General features: G+C 41.0%; 17 protein-coding genes. 8 read left to right on the forward strand and 9 right to left on the reverse strand.

From position 1 onward, the window contains the following. Positions 1-76 precede the first annotated feature (76 nt). From QZ576_RS13370 to QZ576_RS13390, 5 genes are all read right to left on the reverse strand, one after another. Positions 77-3,427: a hypothetical protein gene (locus tag QZ576_RS13370; protein WP_297097985.1), complete on the reverse strand. Its 3,351-nt coding sequence runs from the start codon at positions 3,425-3,427 to the stop codon at positions 77-79. A gap of 10 nt (positions 3,428-3,437) precedes the next feature. Beyond that, entirely contained in the window at positions 3,438-4,331 is an 894-nt protein-coding gene (locus tag QZ576_RS13375; protein WP_297097988.1) for an ABC transporter ATP-binding protein, read from the reverse strand. A gap of 285 nt (positions 4,332-4,616) precedes the next feature. Beyond that, positions 4,617-5,198: a hypothetical protein gene (locus tag QZ576_RS13380; protein ID WP_297097990.1), complete on the reverse strand. Its 582-nt coding sequence runs from the start codon at positions 5,196-5,198 to the stop codon at positions 4,617-4,619. Between the two features lie 229 nt (positions 5,199-5,427). Next, positions 5,428-6,012 (reverse strand): hypothetical protein, encoded by a 585-nt coding sequence (locus tag QZ576_RS13385; RefSeq protein ID WP_297097992.1) that lies wholly within the window; start codon positions 6,010-6,012, stop codon positions 5,428-5,430. Positions 6,013-6,564: 552 nt separating this feature from the next. Then, positions 6,565-7,149: a hypothetical protein gene (locus QZ576_RS13390; RefSeq protein WP_297097993.1), complete on the reverse strand. Its 585-nt coding sequence runs from the start codon at positions 7,147-7,149 to the stop codon at positions 6,565-6,567. A 263-nt stretch (positions 7,150-7,412) separates the two neighbouring features. Between QZ576_RS13390 and QZ576_RS13395 the strand changes: the two genes are divergently transcribed. The 3 genes from QZ576_RS13395 to QZ576_RS13405 all read left to right on the forward strand — a co-directional run bounded on the left by QZ576_RS13395 (position 7,413) and on the right by QZ576_RS13405 (position 10,597). Beyond that, a complete protein-coding gene (locus QZ576_RS13395; protein ID WP_297097995.1) occupies positions 7,413-8,102 on the forward strand; it encodes a 2-phosphosulfolactate phosphatase in 690 nt (229 codons plus the stop codon). 132 nt (positions 8,103-8,234) lie between these two features. Then, a complete protein-coding gene (locus tag QZ576_RS13400; protein WP_297097997.1) occupies positions 8,235-9,344 on the forward strand; it encodes an acyloxyacyl hydrolase in 1,110 nt (369 codons plus the stop codon). A gap of 83 nt (positions 9,345-9,427) precedes the next feature. Then, entirely contained in the window at positions 9,428-10,597 is a 1,170-nt protein-coding gene (locus QZ576_RS13405; protein ID WP_297098000.1) for a MalY/PatB family protein, read from the forward strand. A gap of 188 nt (positions 10,598-10,785) precedes the next feature. Here QZ576_RS13405 and ruvC read toward each other — a convergent pair whose 3' ends face one another. After that, positions 10,786-11,436, reverse strand: coding sequence for a crossover junction endodeoxyribonuclease RuvC (ruvC, locus tag QZ576_RS13410; RefSeq protein WP_297098002.1), 651 nt, complete (start codon positions 11,434-11,436; stop codon positions 10,786-10,788). Positions 11,437-11,503: 67 nt separating this feature from the next. Continuing rightward, on the reverse strand, positions 11,504-12,397 hold the full coding sequence (locus QZ576_RS13415) for a DMT family transporter (RefSeq protein ID WP_297098004.1): 894 nt from the start codon (positions 12,395-12,397) through the stop codon (positions 11,504-11,506). Positions 12,398-12,561: 164 nt separating this feature from the next. On the opposite strand from QZ576_RS13415, the gene QZ576_RS13420 reads away from it, so the two are divergent. After that, on the forward strand, positions 12,562-13,188 hold the full coding sequence (locus QZ576_RS13420; RefSeq protein ID WP_297098005.1) for a hypothetical protein: 627 nt from the start codon (positions 12,562-12,564) through the stop codon (positions 13,186-13,188). A gap of 15 nt (positions 13,189-13,203) precedes the next feature. Next, positions 13,204-13,617, forward strand: coding sequence for a hypothetical protein (locus tag QZ576_RS13425; RefSeq protein ID WP_297098007.1), 414 nt, complete (start codon positions 13,204-13,206; stop codon positions 13,615-13,617). A gap of 53 nt (positions 13,618-13,670) precedes the next feature. On the opposite strand, the gene QZ576_RS13430 is transcribed toward QZ576_RS13425, so the two are convergent. Then, entirely contained in the window at positions 13,671-15,560 is a 1,890-nt protein-coding gene (locus tag QZ576_RS13430; RefSeq protein WP_297098008.1) for a tetratricopeptide repeat protein, read from the reverse strand. A 206-nt stretch (positions 15,561-15,766) separates the two neighbouring features. Here QZ576_RS13430 and lipA point away from each other — a divergent pair, with 206 nt between their 5' ends. Beyond that, entirely contained in the window at positions 15,767-16,630 is an 864-nt protein-coding gene (gene lipA / locus QZ576_RS13435; protein ID WP_038558032.1) for a lipoyl synthase, read from the forward strand. Between the two features lie 45 nt (positions 16,631-16,675). Continuing rightward, positions 16,676-17,344: a lipoyl(octanoyl) transferase LipB gene (gene lipB / locus QZ576_RS13440; RefSeq protein ID WP_297098010.1), complete on the forward strand. Its 669-nt coding sequence runs from the start codon at positions 16,676-16,678 to the stop codon at positions 17,342-17,344. 268 nt (positions 17,345-17,612) lie between these two features. On the opposite strand, the gene QZ576_RS13445 is transcribed toward lipB, so the two are convergent. Beyond that, a complete protein-coding gene (locus QZ576_RS13445; protein WP_297098011.1) occupies positions 17,613-18,509 on the reverse strand; it encodes a thymidylate synthase in 897 nt (298 codons plus the stop codon). 224 nt (positions 18,510-18,733) lie between these two features. On the opposite strand from QZ576_RS13445, the gene QZ576_RS13450 reads away from it, so the two are divergent. After that, complete coding sequence (locus tag QZ576_RS13450; protein WP_297098014.1) at positions 18,734-20,002, forward strand: Gfo/Idh/MocA family oxidoreductase; 1,269 nt, start codon at positions 18,734-18,736, stop codon at positions 20,000-20,002. The last annotated feature ends 16 nt before the right edge of the window (positions 20,003-20,018 follow it).

Here is a 20,018-nt window from a genome sequence, read left to right on the forward strand (position 1 = left end):
TTTTTTCTTCAATGGTCCCGTTTCAAATTCGCTTCTGTTTTGCAAGAACTCCGTTCGAAACGTATGTTGATTTATTTTATAATTCCACGATTTTTACCGCGTCGGCGTATATCATTCGCAGATCGGTTTTATCCGTTAATTCAATAACTGCTTTATCACTTGAGAAATAAAATGAGCCCAAATGTACCCAACCGGTTTCGGCACTTTGCGAATCGAGGTAAGCTTCTTCCTCACCGTCGTCGGCATGAATAATAAAGTTCAAGCTTCCCTTTTCCTCTCCACGGTTACGGCCAAATCCACGGCCTTTATAAAAGTGGTAATACACATCGTAATAACCGGCTTCTTTCACCGGAACATTCCAGCGGGCAACCTGCTCGCCATTTCCACCTTTTATGTAATAAGCCGAACGAACGTACTCGCCATAAAACTCGTCGCTGGTAGTGGCGGTCCAGCTAATTGGAGGCCTCCACCAGTTTACTCTTGCATATTTTTGTTTTGTCTCTTCCTCTTTTACAATCAGTTTTTCGAGCAAACTCACCTGGTGATTTTCGGTCACTTCAAACCCCGGATCTTCGTTATCTACGATCTCTTCATTCGGTAATTTTGTTTGTACCGCTGTTGAACTGATACGTTCACCTTCCCAAACCCGCGCTTTCAGATCTTCTTCCACATCGCGGAACATTTCCATGTAAGTTTGCGGAACGTTTTTCGATGTCAACGAATTGAATACCACCATTCGCGGAGTTCCATCAAAAAGGTAGCTCATTTCTTTGGTTTGGTGAGCTGTTAACTCAATCAGTTTGTCAACCGTATCTTCCGAGCCCATTCCCGGAGGGCCAAAACCACGGCCTCCGCCACCACCTCCGCCGGCAAGACGGAAGGTCAATTTTATTAATCCATCAACATCCGAGAAGTTGGTAACTTTCAGCGAAATCATGGTTTTCATGGCATCGCCCGATTTTACTTTTACACCTTTTATTGGCGAAACCAGGTAACCCGGCAGCGCTTTGGCTTTAAACCAGCTGTTCATCATTGGTTCCAGCTCGATGCCAAATTTGGCTTTAATCTCTTCGTCGAATTCTTCGAACGAAATATTCTGGTACTTGTACTTTTCGAGTACACCACGCAGAAAATCTTCAAAATCTTCCTGTCCGGCTTCCAGTTTTATGGTTGAGAAAAGCACATCGCCTTTCAGTTTAATCACATCGTTTACAATATCGCTCTGATCGGGATCTGCGAGAATTTCTTCGAACGAATAATCCTGCAAAGCAATGTTGGCCATAATCTCGGGACTTTCGCCACTCATACTACTCATAAACAACGAGCGCATATCGGTTGACTGGCTTTTCAAATAAGCCTCGAAAACACGGTTGGTGATCGGCCATTTATCCGATTGAATATTGTTTTGGAAATTGTACAACCAAGGAAAAATAAAATACGGATTTGGCGACTGTGTCATGCTCATTTCTCCTCGCGACCATTGACGATCGGTCTCATTTTGTTCGGTAAATTTCTCTAAAAACTGCCCGATAACGCGCAACTCCTTATCTTCATCGGTCATTTCGGCACCGCCGCCACGGCCTCTCCAACGGCCCATTCGTTCTTTTTGCTGTTCAAAATCGGCTTCGCGGAACATGTAACCTTTTTCCTGAATCAAAACCTGTCCGGGCTGAATAACTTCCTGCACCGATGTCCACATGCGTTCGTAGGTTTTAAACTGCGCCGGAACCTCGACCAATGCCAGTTTATCGGAATTGTACTCGAGGTTATAACCACGTTTAAAATCTTCGAAACGTTCGTAAATTACCGAAGCCAGCGTGTCTTTCGATTCCGGGAAAGCCTGGCTGAAATGGTCGTGACCTTCGATGAGCCAAACGCCAAATTCAAAATCATTATGCTTCAGACTTTTATATTCGTATTTTCCAATTGCCAGCGAAAGTTGTGTTAGCGGTGTTTGCGGCTCAAAATGGAATTTACCAGCCGAAACTTCTGTCATAACACCTTCCGAAACCGGCTGTAATCCTGCTTTTGTGTTAACTGTTAACGAATAATCCACAAACTCAGGTTTATACCAACTCACATCATCCGAACTATAGGTAACCCCAACTTTCGGATACCAGTTGGCTTCGCGAGTAAGTAGCACGTAATCAGGCGTTACAAACGCGTAACGTTTATCAACATTCAGTACAAACTGTCCGTATTTCTCTTGTCGCAATTCTTCGTCAACATCCAGGTAACAATACGATTCGTCGATAGTTCCGTCGTAAGTAAATTCAACTTTTGTACTGTCGCCAGGTTGCAAATTCCTATCAGAAACGATCACCAAATGATCTTCGCGCGAAAATGGTGTTGTCTTTCCGTTTACTTTCAGATCGGTAATTTCCAGGCCGGCATTCAAACTAAAAATCAGTTTCGACAGTGGCTGTTGCAAATTATTTTTCAACATCATTGCCGACTGTACACTTAACGATTCGCCATTATGATCGAGCACAATATCGTGCGAAAGTACATCGGCCAACGGCTCGCTAACGTATTGATTATTCAGCTCGACAACATCAGCGCGTAAAGCTTCTGTTTTTTTGAAACTGTTTATATGATTGAAGGCCAGATATCCGGCACCAACAATAAATACCAAACTAAAAATAAGCGAAACATAAGTCATCGCTTCCGACTGTGGCAAACGTTTCAGCAAGAAAATGGTAAGGAAAATGAAGCCGGAACCCAATCCGAAATATATTCCGCGGTGAATGAGAATTACCCCAAGATTACCAAAGCCAACAATATCGGAACTTAGCATCGGGATGCTGAAAGCCATGTAATCGAAAATGTAATAATATTTTGCCTGCAACAAAAAGAGGGTGATACCAATATAACCAAGCACCAGCACAAAAGTAATGGCCTGGTTACGAATTACGCTCATCAGCAAAAACGACAAACCCATTATAAATACAAGGGTTGGGATGCTTATCAGCACCAGATAAACGCCGTACGAAACCCAATCGATGGGAGTACCTTTGGCCAGCGCATTAAATACAAGTGCCAGAATTACCACCGCAACGTTAAGGATCATAAACACCTGCATGTTACCCAGTGTTTTTCCAATAACGTATTCGCCATTGGTCATCGAGCGCATGTAAATTACTTCGGTGGTATCTAATTTTTTATCGCGTTTTAAAAAGTCGGAGGCCAAAAACACAGCAATTACAGCCTGGGCCACATTTAAAATCAGCAAGTTAAAATACGGGATAGCACTTGGAATTGCGCGAATGGCCCAGCTTTCGCCACCGCCGCCTTCAATCACCATTCCGAAGTTTAATCCGAACAATACCAGCAAAGAAAGGATACTGAATATGCGGAAAAACCAGCTGCGAAAAAGTGTTTTCCGCTCGTATTTTGCTATCGAAAATATGTTATGTAACGAAATCATTTTTCCGGGTTTAAGCGTTAGACCATTGGTTTAGTTTGTTTTCCATAAAATGCACATAAGCGTGCTCCAGATTCGGATCCATGGGTTTTCCCTGGTAACCGTCAATTTCATTGGCAACAACCTGCACTTCCCAACCTCCGTCAATCGGGATAGTAGAAATTACAGGGTATTTTTCATTTATCTCAAGGTATTCTTGTTCAGTTGCTTCAATCAGCCAAACATGGCCTTCGGCTTGTTTTACCAGCTGCTCGGGCGATCCGGCAAAAGCCAGTTTCCCCTGGTTTAACAGCGCCATATTATCGCAGGTACTCGAAATATCGCCAACAATGTGTGTCGACAGGATAATAATTACGTCGCGGGTACTAATGGTTGAAAGCAGGTTACGGAAACGGATACGTTCCTCGGGGTCGAGACCGGTAGTTGGCTCATCAACAATAATAATCTTCGGATCGTTTATCAGCGCCTGGGCAATTCCCAAACGGCGTTTCATACCTCCTGAAAGTTTATTTGCATTTCTGTCGCGCACTTCAAACAAACCTACTTCTTCAAGCATTTGGTCAACTGCGCTCCGGCGTGCTGCACCGCTTGTCATTCCTGCCAAACGGGCTGTATAATCAAGAAATTCAGAGGTTTTCAGTTTCGAGAAAAAACTAAAATCCTGGGGTAAATAACCCAACATGGAGCGAATTTCGCGCCGATGTTTCGAAAGTTCGTAATCGTTGTAATATACTTTGCCGCTTGTTGGTTTCATTAGAGTTACCAAAATGCGCATAAGGGTTGATTTTCCAGCCCCGTTTGGCCCTAAAAGGCCAAACATGCCATTCGGTATTTCAAGGTTGAGGTTATTTACAGCGTAACTGCCTCCCTTGTAGATTTTGTTTAGATTTTCTATTTTAATATGCACCTTGCAATAAAATTTTAAGAGAACACTGCCTTGGACTTACAAAGCATAAAATCGTTTAATAGTGTTGGTGCACTTTTATTATTAAAATTACATACTACAGCAGATTACTTTCGTTTTTTATGATCACCGGGAAGAAATTACAATCGACAATTGTTCATTAACTGTCAATCAGTCAAGAGTCAGGAAACAAAAAAAGCTCTGCAAAATATTGCAAAGCTGCTCCGGTTGTCTGTTTTTAAAAAGGGAGTCAGGGAGTTAACAATTACAGATTAAAAACACCATCGTTTATAGTTTTAGCGTAAATCTATGATCTTTTACATAGTCGGTTAACACAACTTCGTAGGTACCTCTTCTTAAATGACTAAAATCTAAGCGGGTTTGAATACTAACATCGCGGCCAAGATTCGATCCGTCAACATATTCTCCATCCTGATATATATTAATATATACCGGTTTATTCCAGGTATTTAAAAACGACACATTTACTTTTTTACCGCTTACCTTAAAATAAGGCTCGTAACAAAATGAAGGACTGCTTACGGTAATTTTCTTGTCCTTTACGTTTACTACCCGGTTAATACTCTGGTTGCCGTAGTTTACACTTACACAATACAGACCATCGCCTAATTCAGAAAAATCGAGCATTTTCTTAAACTCGGTCTGATGCTCGGTTTCGTTGTGATAAAGTAATTCGCCATCGGAATTTGTAAGACTCACCTGCAACGGTGCTTCGTGCGAGAAACTGTAGGCAAGCATTGCCGTGTTCTCTTCAACCTGGATAACATTCATTTTTGGTAATTCGGTGGCACATGCTGCTCCCGCAACAAAAAATGCCAGGACTATAACAGCCCAAACTTTTGTTTTCATGACTTTTCATTTAATTGTTTCTTATATAATAGACACAAAAACAGCACCTTTCGTTACGCTATTTGGCAACTTGTCGACCAACGACAACTCAGCGTCGACCAACACAAAAAAAACCGACTTCAACAACCGGCTCTTACAATTAAAATTTGGGGTAAATTAAAGTAACAGGCAGAAAAAAGGCCATCAGTTAATTTCTGACAGCCTTATCTAAACCAATAACATTTTCTGACTATTTTTCTAAACTAAACGTAAATTCATTATTTAAAGAACTCAAAATCACTTCGTATTTTCCACCTTTCAGTGCTGAAAGATCGTATCCTGAAGCTACATTAAAATCTTTACCCAAATCTGATTTGTAAACCAAACCTTTTTCGTCGTAAATATTCAAGCTCAGTTTTTCTTCATCGAAGTTCAAATAAGAAAGTTTCAATACATCATCGGCAAATGCGAAGTAAGGATCAATTCTTAGTTTCGACTCGCCAACATAAATACCTGTTGAAGCCACTTCGATATCTTTAATTAAACGAGTGTCGTTTACACGAAGATCCATTGTATAATTTCCGTTCTCAAGATTTTTGAAATCATAGATCTTTTGGTAAGAGCTTAATGGCTTTGTTGTTTGTTTGTAATAAACCAACTCACCATTTTCTGCATGAATGCTCAATTCGAACAACGATGCATTCTCATTCATAATTGTTACTACCGCTCTGTCGGCTGACAACGGAGTTACATTCATTTTCGGTTTCTCAACGGCTGTTGCAACTGCTACAATTGCTACTGCCAATACTGTAGATAATAATTTAATTGTTTTCATAACCATTCGTTTTTTAGTTTAACATTGAATGACAGTACAAACATACATGTTTTACAGCATATATGCCAAATAACATGTTTAAAAAATTAAATAACTCCGCAATATTTAACATTAGCCTTAACATTCGAACTATTAACAATGTCTTAACGTGCTGTTTTACAGGCTTTCTAGAATTGAATTTCGCACATTACAATTATCGTGCCATTCAATTTGGAATGATGTTAAATAAATTTTAGATTATCCTCAACAAACGGTTAAACCCTATATTTAAATACCTTATTGTCTTTATTTACAGACAAATAACACATCCGTGATTTTCATACAACAGGAGCTATTTTTGCCACCGATTCCACCGAAAAGACATAAAAAGTATTATCATTTGCATAAAACCCCAGTCCACAACATTCTACTTTCCCAAAAGCAAAAACTTTAAAACCCAAACCTCCCGAATTAACAAACAAAAAAAAATCCGGCTTACAACCGGATCATTAAAACAAAAAAAGGCTGTTGGAATACTCCAACAGCCTTTCTAAACCAATAACATTTTCTAATCTATTTTTCTAAACTAAATGAAAAATCGTTGTTCATTGAAGTCAGAACCACTTCGTATTGTCCGGCAGCTAAAGCTGAAAGATCAAATCCGGTTGCAATATTAAAGTCCTGACCTAATTTCGATTCGTAAACCAAACCGTTTTTGTCGTAAATATTCAAACTCAGGTTTTCCTGGTCGAAATTCAAATAAGTAAGTTTTAATACGTCGTTTGAAAATCCAAAGTAAGGATCGATTCTCATTTTCGACTCACCTACTGCGATACCTTTTGCAGAAACTGTAAGATTTTTAATCAATCGTGTATCGTTTACGCGAAGATCCATTGTGTAATCTCCGTCTTCAATATTTTTAAAATCAAAAATTTTCTGGTAAGTGTTTGATGGATTTGTTGCTTGTTTATAATATACCAACTCTCCATCTTCAGCACGAATGCTTAATTCGAATAAAGCCTCAGTACCATTAAGAATAGAAACAACTGCTCTATCTTCAGACAAAGGAACAATATCCATTTTCGGTTTCTCTACGGCTGTTGCAACTACTACAATTGCCAGCGCCATTACTGTTGTTAAAAATTTAATCGTTTTCATAACTATTTTCTTTAATTGTATTCATTTTTAAATCACTCTGCAAACATACATGTTTTTCAGCATGCATGCCAAATAACATACTAAAATAATTAAGTATGTTGAAATAATTTAACATTGAAGTTAACTTACTATTTTCTAATTTTGCAGAACACCCTTATTTACAGGCTTTATGTAAATGAGACACTAAGTATATCAAATATTGTGCCATTTTTAATTTTGGTGTGTTAAATAATTTTTAGATATTTCTGAATAAACAGTAAAATATGCATATAAATATCCTGCATCTCGCAGAAGGTGCTATAGAGGCAAAAGGAACGGCTGTGATAATTGATGTATTGCGGGCCTTTTCCACAGCCTGTTACGCTATAAACAAAGGCATTGAAACCATTATTCCGGTTGGCGATATCGATTTAGCTTATCGCTTAAAAAAGGAGAATCCCGATTATCTTTTAATTGGCGAACGACACGAGCGAAAACCCGAAGGTTTTGATTTTGGTAATTCGCCAACACATATTAACGATGCTGTTATTTCGGCCAAAACGATGGTTCAAACCACTAGTTCGGGCACGCAGGGAATTGCCAACGCCATAAATGCCGACGAAATAATTACAGGCAGTTTTGTTAATGCAGGCGCCATTATTAATTATATACGAAAAACCAATCCGAAAGAGGTATCGCTGGTTTGTATGGGTTTTGCCCTCCAGTACCCCACTGCCGAAGATACGCTGTGTGCCGAATACATAAAAAACGAATTGGAAGGACGGCCAAACGATTTTCCGGCGATGGTGAAGCAGATTAAAGAAACCGATGGCGCCCGTTTTTTCGATCCGGCTACCGAAAGCTGGTCACCCGAAAGCGATTTTCACCTGTGTATGGATTTAAACCGTTTTGATTTTATATTGAAAGTTGAAAAGGTTGGCGATTTAAATTATTTAAGAAAAATGACGGTTTGATCAGGACAATCTGCAATAGGATCTTTTGTCTTTATTTCTATATTACGCTATTTGTTCTATTTATTTGTACAAAAACATTAATATTGGGATTACAAACAAGTATGAACACAATTTACAGAAACTCGACCTAACATGCTGAAGTCAATACAAACCTATGCAATATTCCTCAGCTCACTACTATATATTATATGTAGCTCATCCCTGGTCTTTTCTCAGGAAAGTATCGATATTTCCTATATTAAAGGCTCCGTACTGGTTCACGCAAAAAAAATAGAACCGATATCCGATCCGCCTGTCGATGGCCTTTCAATTAGCTACACCTTTAATAACAAGGCAGGCGAACACTGGCGAAAATTCTATAACTACCCCAACTATGGTATTAATTATACGTTTAAAACGTTTAATAATCCCGATGTAGTTGGAAATTCGCATGCACTAACCACATTCTTGCAATTATCGTTTCTGAAACGGCATAATGTTTTCGACATTGGATTTAAAGGTTCTGCAGGCCTCGCCTATTTAACTGAAACGTACGACGAGCTCACCAATCCCGACAACCAGGCCATTAGCACCCACCTTAATATTGCAGGCGAACTTGAGTTTTATACCCGATTAACTTTTCACCCTATATATATTGGATTTTCCTACGGACTCAACCACTTTTCCAACGGGCTTGTTAAATCACCCAATCTCGGGCTGAATACATTAAACAATCACATAACTCTTGGCTGGGAGTTTGAAAAACAAGCGGAAAAAATAAAACCGACCGAAGAAGAACGCGGTCAACCGACAAAAAATGAATTCTGGGCTTATGCCTCCACCGGCATAAATACAGTGAGAGACTATGATCGACACTTTGTCTTTTTTGCCACATCTTTGAATTATTCCAAGCAAATTAATCCGATAAACAAAATCGGAATCGGGATTGATTTTATTAACGACGAGGCTTTAAATCAATATGCAATAAACAACTACAGCTATAACGGAGAATCTGATCTCAGTTTTCGTTTCGGGCCAAATCTCCAGGGTGAATTTATGTTTGGCAACTTCAGCTTTCTCGGAGCCTACGGTTTTTTCTTCGGCAACACTACTAACTACATTTCACGTGCCTATTATAAAGTAGGCGGAAAGTATTATGCCAAAAACATTATCGGAATTGCAATGATTAGAGCAGTACCTTTATTTAAGGCTCAGGTTATTGAATTCGGACTGGGATTTCGATTTCCGCGAATTAAGAATTGAGAAAAAAAAGAATTCAATTATCTTCGGCGAACGAAATTTCCCGGCAAATGTTTTTTGCCACATTAATTTAGATTTCTGCAGTCATGAAAACATACAATTTCGACGAAATAGTTCCGCGCAAAGGAACCAACTGTTTAAAACACGATGCCCTTGAACAATTTTTCAAATCGGCCGATGCCCTGCCACTTTGGGTGGCCGACATGGATTTAAAAACACCCGATTTTATTGTAGACGCCATAAAAAAGCGTGCCGAGCACGAGATTTATGGTTACACCTTCCGTTCCGATTCGTATTACGAGGCGGTTATTAACTGGATGAGCCGACGTCATCAGTGGGACATCAAAAAAGAATGGATATCGTTTAGCCCGGGCGTTGTAGCAGGACTGACTTACGCAATAGAAAGTTTTTCGAAACCGGGCGACGGCGTTATCGTTCAGCCACCGGTGTATTTCCCGTTTTTCGACAGTGTGAAAGGCACAAAGCGAAAAATGATCGAGAACCCGTTGAAAAAAGAAAACGGTCGTTATACTTTCGATTTGGAAGACCTGAAATCGAAAATCGATGAAAACACAAAACTGCTGCTGCTTTGTAATCCGCAAAATCCGGGCGGCATGGTTTGGACTCGCGAAGAACTGGTTGCACTGACAGATATTTGTCTGGAAAATAACATCATGATTATTTCGGATGAAATTCATTCCGACTTAATTTATAACGGTCATAAACATATTCCGCTTGCCAGCATATCAGAAGAGGTAGCACAAAACTGTATGGTTAGCATGGCACCAAGTAAAACCTTTAATGTTGCAGGGCTTACGTCTTCGTTGGTCATCATTCCGAATAAACGAAAACTGGCGGCTTACGAGCGCACCATTGGCGTTGGGCATTTACACATGGGAAATATTTTCGGAACAGTTGCTCTTGAAGCAGCTTACACACACGGCGACGAATGGCTGAGCCAACTTTTAGACTACCTCTGGGGAAATTATCAGTTACTCGAGACTTTTATTCAGGAAAAGCTGCCACGTGTAAAAGTAATGAAACCGGAAGCTACTTACCTGATCTGGATGGATTTTTCGGATTACGGCATGATAAACGAGGAGCTGGCAAAATACACCGTTGAAAAAGCAGGTGTAGCACTTAACGATGGCGGACGTTTCGGAACCGGCGGTGATGGTTTCCTTCGACTGAACATAGGCTGTCAACGCAGTGTTCTGCAGGAAGCGCTTGAGCGTTTGGAGAAAGCTTTTGCTTAATAATTTTTTGCACCGTCTTTCAAGGCGGTGATACGGAATTCGCCTTCTTAGAGAGATTTTTAAGGATTTTTGTAGTATTGAATTTACAAAAATCCTTAAAAATCAATTACTCTGTTACTGCCTTCAGACACCGCTCTAAAGAACGGTGCAAAAAATACAATTAACGGCGATCCTATTCTGAATCAAACTTATTTTACTTTCCCTGGATTCTTTTTAACAAAGTCGCCCCAGTTTTTATACTCCTTTGATTTTTGCGGCTTGTTCATTTGTATAAAATGACAAATGGCCACCGCCACGGCATCGGTTTCGTCGAGTACCTGATCCATGTCTTTCAGGTCGTATACTTTTTGCAGAAAATAAGCTACCTGCTCTTTCGAGGCACGCCCCATTCCGGTTATAGCTTGTTTTACCAGCAAGGGTGCATATTCGTGAATCGGCACGTCGAACATCAGTGCCGCCGCCATTAATACGCCCTGTCCGCGCCCCAGTTTTAACATCGACTGTACGTTTTTGCCGTAAAAGGGCGCTTCAATGGCCATCACATCCGGACGATATTCTTTTACCAGGTGCAATGCCCGCTCGTGCAAATACTTCAATCGCATGTAATGATCAGAGTATCGCTTGGGCGTAATGTTTCCCATGTGCAAAATCACCGGTTTTTTATCTCTCACCTCTACCAAACCATAGCCGGTTACCGTTGTTCCGGGGTCGATGCCCAATATACGAAGCGGTTTATCCATTCGATGAAAATAGTAATTTGTTGCTAACCTGCAGGCAAAAGTACTGATATTGTTTTCTTGAACCACAATAGACACATAGATCACGATAGTCTTTAACAAAGCTTGTAGTTTTTGTTGATTGCCTATTGCTATTTGCCAATTGCCAATTCAATCAGAATTCGCAGATCTAAACTTGCTTCCGTTTTCTCCGATCGAGTTGCTGCACCAAAACACCCGAGATAATAAATATCAAACCGACAAAGGTTGTGAAATAGATGGTTTCTTTTAAGATAAGGTGTATAAATACCAACGACAGGAATGGTGCAAAAAACACTAGGTTGCCTATTTTAGCGTTGCTGCTGGTCAGGTTCATGGCCTTTAACCACAACACATAGGTAATTCCCACCTCAAAAATTCCGGAGTAAATGGTGGCGATAAATGCTTCTCCCCAATATACTTTAAACGAAGAGAAAAGTGCCACAACCGGAGTAAGGTAGATAAGCCCGATAGCAAAGTTAAGAAAGAGTTTCACCACCTGGTCACGCGTGTCTTTTACATTAAATATCCAGTACAACGACCACAGTATTGAACTTCCAACCGCCAGCACAACACCCAGCGGATTGGTGTTACTAAATCCATCGAAACCACCCTGCGACGATATAAAAAACACGCCAACAAAACTAATCAGCAGCGCCACAAAACTTATCCAGCTGATCTTTTGCTTAAGCATGGGCACCGAAAGCAGCGCCAGCGTAATCGGCCAGATCATATTCAGTGGTTGAGCCACCTGCGCCGGAAGCAATGAATAGGCTTTAAACAAAACGAGGTAATAAAGCAGCGGATTAAAAGCTCCCATTAGCAAAGAATACAACCATTCGCGTTTTGTCTGCTTAAAAATTAAATGCGTTTTTCGTTGTGCTACCAAAACAAAAAACAACAGCACCACCGTTACTGCCGACACATAAAATATAAGCTGAATAAAATCGTAATCGCGCAACGCCAGTTTAAACGATGTGGCCACGGTTGACCAGAATAACACGGCCAATCCGGCGTATAAATATGTTTTTACGGTTCGCGACATAAGCTGGTAAAATCAAAACGCCAAAGTACGAAAAGAAATTGAATGGAATTTCTCCCATTATAACAAAGCTTGGACAAAAAATTCGGCTATATTTAATGCAATAAAAACCAAATACTGTTAAATTTACTCGCACATAAACCTATTCACAAGAAGCCATCCTGATCATGAAAAAGATCCTCTTAATTATACTTCTGTTTACTGTAAATTTCTGTTTAGCCCAAGAAACAGAGAAGGAGAAGCGTATAGCAGATTTTCAGAATAAATGGATGAAAATAGCCGAAGAGAGTTTGCAAAAAAGTGAAACACGGCAGGCTTTTAAAGCATTTGGCATTGTCTGCATGATGGATTCGTTGTCTGAAAAAGCACAAATTTCTATTCACAAAAGAGACTCTTTAAGATCTATTTTGCGAGCAGAGTTAATTCCAAAACTTGTAGGCACCTGGAAGTTGAAAAGTTCAGGTTCAAATTGGGACATGAGCGAAACGGATAAAGACAGTAAAAAAGATAATATTTTAGTTATTTCGGCTGAGACCTTATCCTTTTTCGAGGTTAAGAAAAGAACAAATAAAAGGCGCTTAGTTAAAAGTGAAAGTATAAAATTCAATAATGTCCAGGGTGATTTCCCTTCATATTCCGAATTAATTTATTCGGATAATCAAATTTGGGATTATTCATTAAATCAAGATGGTACAATTTTACACTTAACAAATACCGGCGAGTTAAATGCAAATAACTCTCGTACCTTAATCGTTTGTGGAAATTCAGAATTGATCTATGAACGGATAAAATAGGAATCAAAGAAAAATATGAAAAAAATTAAATTATACCGGCCCAGTGAAACGTTCAATAACAATAATGCTTACGAGATTTTGGTCGATGGGAAAAAAGTTGCTGAGTTAAAAAATGGAGAAGAAAAAACTATTGAATTAGCTGATGACAAATCGTGTTTAAAGGCAAAGACTCTATGGTGTGGAAGCAAGAAATTAATCATCTCTGATTCGGATAAAGTTGAAACCGTAAAAGTAAGCGGTAATAAATTTCTGAACAAACAAATGCCTCTTGTTGGAACTCTGTTTCCTTTAACCGGAATTGTATTTTTCAGTGGCAACAATGAATTATTAAAGAATATTGGTATTGGAATTCTAATTATCCTACTGTTGGGAATAATTGCAACATTGACGATTTGGAGGAACAAATGGCTAAATATTAACAAAGAATAAATTCGCATTCCATTAAGCAGGATGCCGAATTCAACGATAATTTATCGTTATCCCTAAAACTCCGAATTATCAATGGCCCGCATAAACAGCCCTTCTTTATCTTCCGGCTCTTTATCAGGATAAACCTTTCGAAGTTCCCTGTATTTCTCGCGCGATTCTTCAATAAACACACTTCCCGGATAGCTGGTCAGCATTTGTTTATACAGCTCTTTTGCTTTTTCTTCCTGCCCCAGGTGGTAGTTGTTAATTTCGGCCAGCAGATACAAGGCATCGTCGCCCAACAGGTCGTAACTAAAATCGGTTACAATAGTTTGCAGGTATTCGGCCGCCAACTCGTAGTTCTGGTTATCCATTTCAATTTTTGCCTTACGAAACAGGATATTATCTACCAGCGAATGATACGGATATAATTCCGCCAAACCATCGAGGATCGCCAGAGCCTCATCGCTTTTGTTTTGGAAAAAGCGCAAATCAGCTTTAGAAAACATGGTTAACGGAACCGCAGTAGTATCGAGGTTAAGGTTATTACCAATCAGCATCGACAGTTCCATGGCATCATTAGCAGTTAGTTTCGAAGTACTTGCTTTTAACACATCCAACTGTGCTTTTGCCCAGCTAAAGTTTCCCATGTAATATCCAAGTTTCGCCTTTTTCAGTTTTACCTCGTCGCCCAGCGAATTCTTTTTATTGGCGTCAATTACCTGCGAGTATATCAGCATCGCCTCCCACGGATCGTCGGCATACACATAAATATCCGCCATTTCCGCTTTCAGCTGCCCCAGCTCTTCGGGTTTTAGTTGCGGTACTTTCTCGCCCTCCTCCAAAACCGAAATCGCTTTCTCCGTATCGTTCAGGTAAAAGGCCAGCAAATGCGCATACTCGCGCACCAAGTTCAAGGTTGCCGGTCCTATGCTTAGGTAGATCAATCCGTTTTCAAAATCAGTAGCCAAAGCTTGTCCCTGCTCCAGATTGCCGTCTCCCTCGTTGGTATATTCCATGTATTTTGCATGAATATGCCGTGCAAAAGCCTGCGGGAAATAGGGCGTTTCTTCACCTTTATCCATTAAGTATTCGTAGGCTTTTTGCGCCTGTGTATATTCCTTGTTTCGCAATGCCAGGTCGCCCAGTTGCGCAATCTGTCCATCTTCAGCACCGGTTCGTTTATCCAATGCTATCGACTGACGCAGCGCACTCGAGAATTTCTTTTCCTGCAGAAAAAACCAGATCAGCAAACGATTGTAGCCAATTACGTTTGGCTCGGCCTGAATACGTTTTAACACCTGTCCACGAAACTGGTCGCGAAGGCCGTTGTCGATATCCAAACGCATGGCCGACGATAAACTACTTTGCACCCGCGCCAGATGTTGTTCCCCTTCGCGCAACAGGTTCAGGTATTCTTCCATCATATTGGTGTAGTCGCGCAAATACAGGTACGCCCGTGCAAGCTCGTAATTAAACGACTCTTCGGGCAAAGTTGCTCTTCCTTTTAAATAGGTATCGCGCGCCAAACCATACTCTCCCCAACCCAAAAACGAATTGGCGGTGGTTAAATAAGCTCCGCGGTTGGCCGGTATATCGTCAATCGCCTCACGAAACATCGCAGCGGCTTCTTCATCGCGGTTCTGCTTTTTATAAACCTGCCCCAAATGCACATAATATTCGGGTCGCGGTGTTTTTTGCTTTTTTATCTCGCGCTGAATTTCAGATTCGGCAACATCATATTGCTCCAACCCGATAAGGCTGTTGATATAATATCTAAAATACGTGCTGTTACGGGTTAAATCATGCACTTCTTTCAGTAAAGGCGCTGCTTTTTCAAAGTCTTTGGCGTTATAATAACGAATGGCCAGACTCGATTTGGTTTGAACCTCGGAGCGTTTTTGTTGCGCAAACCCGGTATTCAATCCCGTAATTAATATCAGTAGTATAATGAAGTGTCTCATTGTTTTCAGCTTGTTGTACAAAAATAACACAGTTGTTTAAACTATGCTTTTTTTAAGAACAATTTTGAGAGTTAGGAGTTTAATCAATTCAAGTTTGATTTTAAACTTTTACATTTGCAGAAATTTTTCAGGAACGGTCTAAATACAAATGCATTTAGAAATAGAACTGAAAAAGACGCAATACGGAACGATATAATAATTAGGATATGGCGCACGAGTTGAATGGCAGAGAGCGACTGCCGAAGTGGATGAAGATGAAAATGCCGAAGGGAGAAAGTTATTCGAAGGTGAAAAACCTGGTGAATAAGCATGGGTTGCACACCATTTGCACCAGCGGAAACTGCCCTAATATTGGCGAATGTTGGAACAGGGGAACAGCCACGTTTATGATTTTAGGAAACATCTGTACCCGTAAATGTAAATTTTGTGCCGTACCAAATGGAATGCCACTTGCTCCTGATTTGGAAGAGCCGAAAAAATTGGCAGAATCAGTTCGCATTATGGGCGTAAAACACTGCGTTATTACTTCGGTTGATCGTGATGACCTGGAAGATCAGGGTGCCGGAATCTGGGCAGAAACCATTCGCGAAGTAAAACGTGTGAATCCCGAAACAAAAATTGAAGTCCTGATTCCTGATTTCAGAGGGAAAACAGAATTGATTCAACAGGTGATCGATGCAGGACCGGATGTGATTTCGCATAACCTGGAAACCACCGAAGAGCGAACCCCGTTTATACGTTTTGCTGCAAAATACCGCCGTAGTCTGGAGGTAATTAAATACGTTGCCGACAATTTCGGACGGGCGAAATCGGGCATTATGCTTGGTTTGGGCGAAACGCACGAAGATGTGCTAAAAACAATGGACGACTTGCTGGAAGCCGGTTGTAAAGTAATGACAATCGGTCAATACCTGGCACCTACTACAAAACATATGCCTGTAGTTGAATACATTACACCGGAGAAATTTGTGGAATACCGCAACATCGGCATCCGCAAAGGTTTTAAGTTTGTTGAAAGTTCGCCGCTGGTGCGTAGTTCATACCGGGCAGAAGAACACGTAAAAGCGTAATCAATCAAATTCAATCTTTTTTCAATCTGATTCAATCTAATAAAAATGGCAGATTTTAATTTCGTCGATCTTGGATTAAAAGAATATAAAGCATGCTGGGATTACCAGGAGGAACGCCTAAATGAGCTGGTTACACAAAAACGCAGCTCGGGCAAACCTACGTCTGACAATCATTTTATTTTGGTTGAGCACCCACATGTTTACACGCTGGGGAAAAGCGGTGACGAAGCCAACATGATGGCCAACGCCGAATTTTTGAAAAAGATTGAGGCCACTTATTTCAAAATTAACCGCGGTGGCGACATTACCTACCACGGACCGGGCCAGCTGGTTGGGTACCCGATTATCGACCTGGAGCATTACAAAATTGGCGTGCGCGAATACATTGAAAGAATGGAGGATGCCATTATTGCAACGGTTGCCGAATACGGACTGGAAGCCGGAAGAAAAGAAGGTGCTACCGGTGTGTGGCTGCAACCCGACCACAAAGTGCGGGCTCGAAAAATCTGTGCCATCGGTGTGCGCGTGAGTCGCTATGTAACCATGCACGGTTTTGCGCTAAACGTAAACACCGACATGCGTTATTACAACTACATCAATCCGTGTGGTTTTGCGTCATCGGCGGTAACTTCCATTCAGCAAGAGCTGGGTAGAGAAATTTCGATGGACGAGGTAAAAGAAATTGCCAAGAAGAAATTCAACGAAGCTTATTAATTAATGCTGTTGGCAAAGATTCGAGCTACGAGCCACTAGCTTCCAGTTCATTCTTCTTTGTGTAACTCTGTGCCTTCTTCGTGCAACTTTCAGGTAGAAACCTTTAAACATGAAGACTTGAGCCACAATAGATACATAGGGCACAGTAGAATCGTTTACTACTGATAAATTGTTCTATTGCTAAATTGCTCAACTGAAAACTGCGACTGACAACTGTAAACTTTCTTACTTCTTCTGCAATCCAAAATCGTTAATCGCCATTCGTTATTCAATTCTGAGTTTCTGAATCAGCTGCTCCCTTAATCTTTTTAACAATTTCAGCCTCGGCATTATCGTAAACTTTCCGAATTAGCGGATCGTTAAAATTCATGGTGCGCTCTTCAAAAGCCATGTCGTTTATGCGCTCAAACAGGCGTTCTTTTGCGCTGCGAATATCTTTTCCGTAAATGTGGTACGAATCGGCCTGCCAGTTCATGCGGCCCAGTTTAACCGTCTTGCCCGTCTTTTGTGCAATTCCCGCAGCAACAACATCTTTACTGAATTGAATAAATCCGAACATATTCAGAAATCCGGCATTCCAGGCATCGTTACTTCGGTAGCGGATATTACTGTTTAACCACCAAATGCCATCTTCGTCTTCCAAAATCCGGTACCACAAGGATTGTAAACTTGGCGGATCGTCGCAGGTAAAATCAATGTTGGGCATCCACGTGATCATTTGTGCCTGTCGAGTAAAAGGTTGTTCTGCCAGCTTGTCAATCACATTTTTTATCTGATCAACCTTAAAAGTTCCTACCTCTTTCGATTCCCCATCCACCAATTCTTTCCAAACGCCATAATTCTGCAGGCGTCCGTGATAAGTATATTCCGGTAGCTTATCTTCAGGATCGTTCATATTTTTTACCAGGTGATCCTTCAAACCCTCCAGTTCCAGCACATATTCCCGCAAATCGTCAACACCTCCGGGAAAAGCCATGTGAATCATCGGATCGATCTCCGGCTCCAGAATCGTTAAATTCATGGTACAGTCGATACTCAGCGGATCACCTGGCCGGTCGTACTGCGTTTTAAAACGGGTTCCTTTCCCGTACAAATAAATAAGTGCTGTTTCGTAGGCCTCGGCCAATGATTTTCCTGTTACCGATATCACCGGAATGTTCTTCATTTTTGTAAGTTTAAGCTATTGAATTGATCGAACGGATTTAAAGATAGAAAAAAGGCCAGCGAATGAAACTTTGGCGGGAATAAAAAATGAATTGACATCATGAACAATCAATTTAGTTTTGCATTTTTTTAATAAGTCTTTAATTTCTTAGGAATTTATTTACAAAACTTTTATACTTTTATCCTACTAAATGAGTTTAAATTTTAATCTATAACCAATTAAACATGAGTAATAAACCTACTTCGAGAAGAAGTTTTTTGAAAGGTGCACTGGCTGCTGGAGCCGGCCTGGTTATCGTTCCGCGTCACGTGTTGGGCGGCAACGGATATCTCGCACCATCCGACCAATTAACAAAAGCAATTATCGGTGTCGGCTCAATGGGCCGCGGTCATATTCCTTACGAGGGCACGCGCGTTGTTGCCATTTGTGATGTTGACACCGAGCACCTTGAACTGGCCAAAAACCTGATCGATTACGACGTAAAACAGTTCACTGATTTCAGGGAAGTGTGCCAGCTGCCCGAAGTTGACATTGTGCACATTGCCACGCCGCCACACTGGCACGGAATTATGGCTGTTGAAGCTGCCAAAGCCGGAAAAGACATTTGGTGCGAAAAACCAATGACACGTACCATTGGCGAGGGGAAAAGAGTGGTTGAAGCTGTTAACGCACATGGCCGCATGTTCCGTCTGAACACCTGGTTCCGTTTTAAAGACCAGTTCTACGGGCTGGGAACTGATGTTAAACCGCTGAAAAAAGTAATTGACAGTGGCATTTTAGGATGGCCGCTAAAAGTTACGGTTAGCGGAATTACCGGCTACAACTGGAAATTCTACTGGCAGGGCAAACACAACCTTGCTCCACAACCGGTACCGAAAAATCTTAATTACGATATGTGGTTGGGGCCTGCGCCTTACAAACCATACAATGTTGAGCGCGTTCATGCCAATTTCCGTGGCTACTGGGATTACGATGGCGGCGGACTGGGCGACATGGGACAACATTACCTCGACCCTGTTCAATACATGCTGGGCAAAGACGATACCAGCCCGGTAAAAATTGAGGTTGATGCACCGCAACAGCATTACGATGCCGTGGGTACCTGGAGACGTGTAACTTACACTTATGCCGATGGTTGCCAGATTATTCTCGATGGCGAGAACCGCGACAAAGATGCGGCCTATATTGAAGGCCCGAATGGCAAGATTTACCAGGGATTCCGCTCGGATATTCCTAATCTGCAAAGCTTTATTAAAACCTTACCTGATCCTGAACCTCAGATCGGTATTTTCTCTGAATCGGTGAAAACCCGTAAGAAGTTTGCACTGAACGAGACCAACGGATTCCGGTCGGCAACGCTTGTAAACCTTGGTATTACAGCAGTTCGATTGGGACGCACATTGCATTTCGATCCTGAAAAACTGGAGTTTATTGATGATGAAGGTGCAAACCGTCTGATCAATCAGCCAATGCGTGCACCGTGGACGATTTAAAGGATGAAGGATTAAA

Origin of the sequence: uncultured Draconibacterium sp. (assembly GCF_913060805.1) — a bacterium.
In the GTDB taxonomy this organism is placed as follows: domain Bacteria; phylum Bacteroidota; class Bacteroidia; order Bacteroidales; family Prolixibacteraceae; genus Draconibacterium.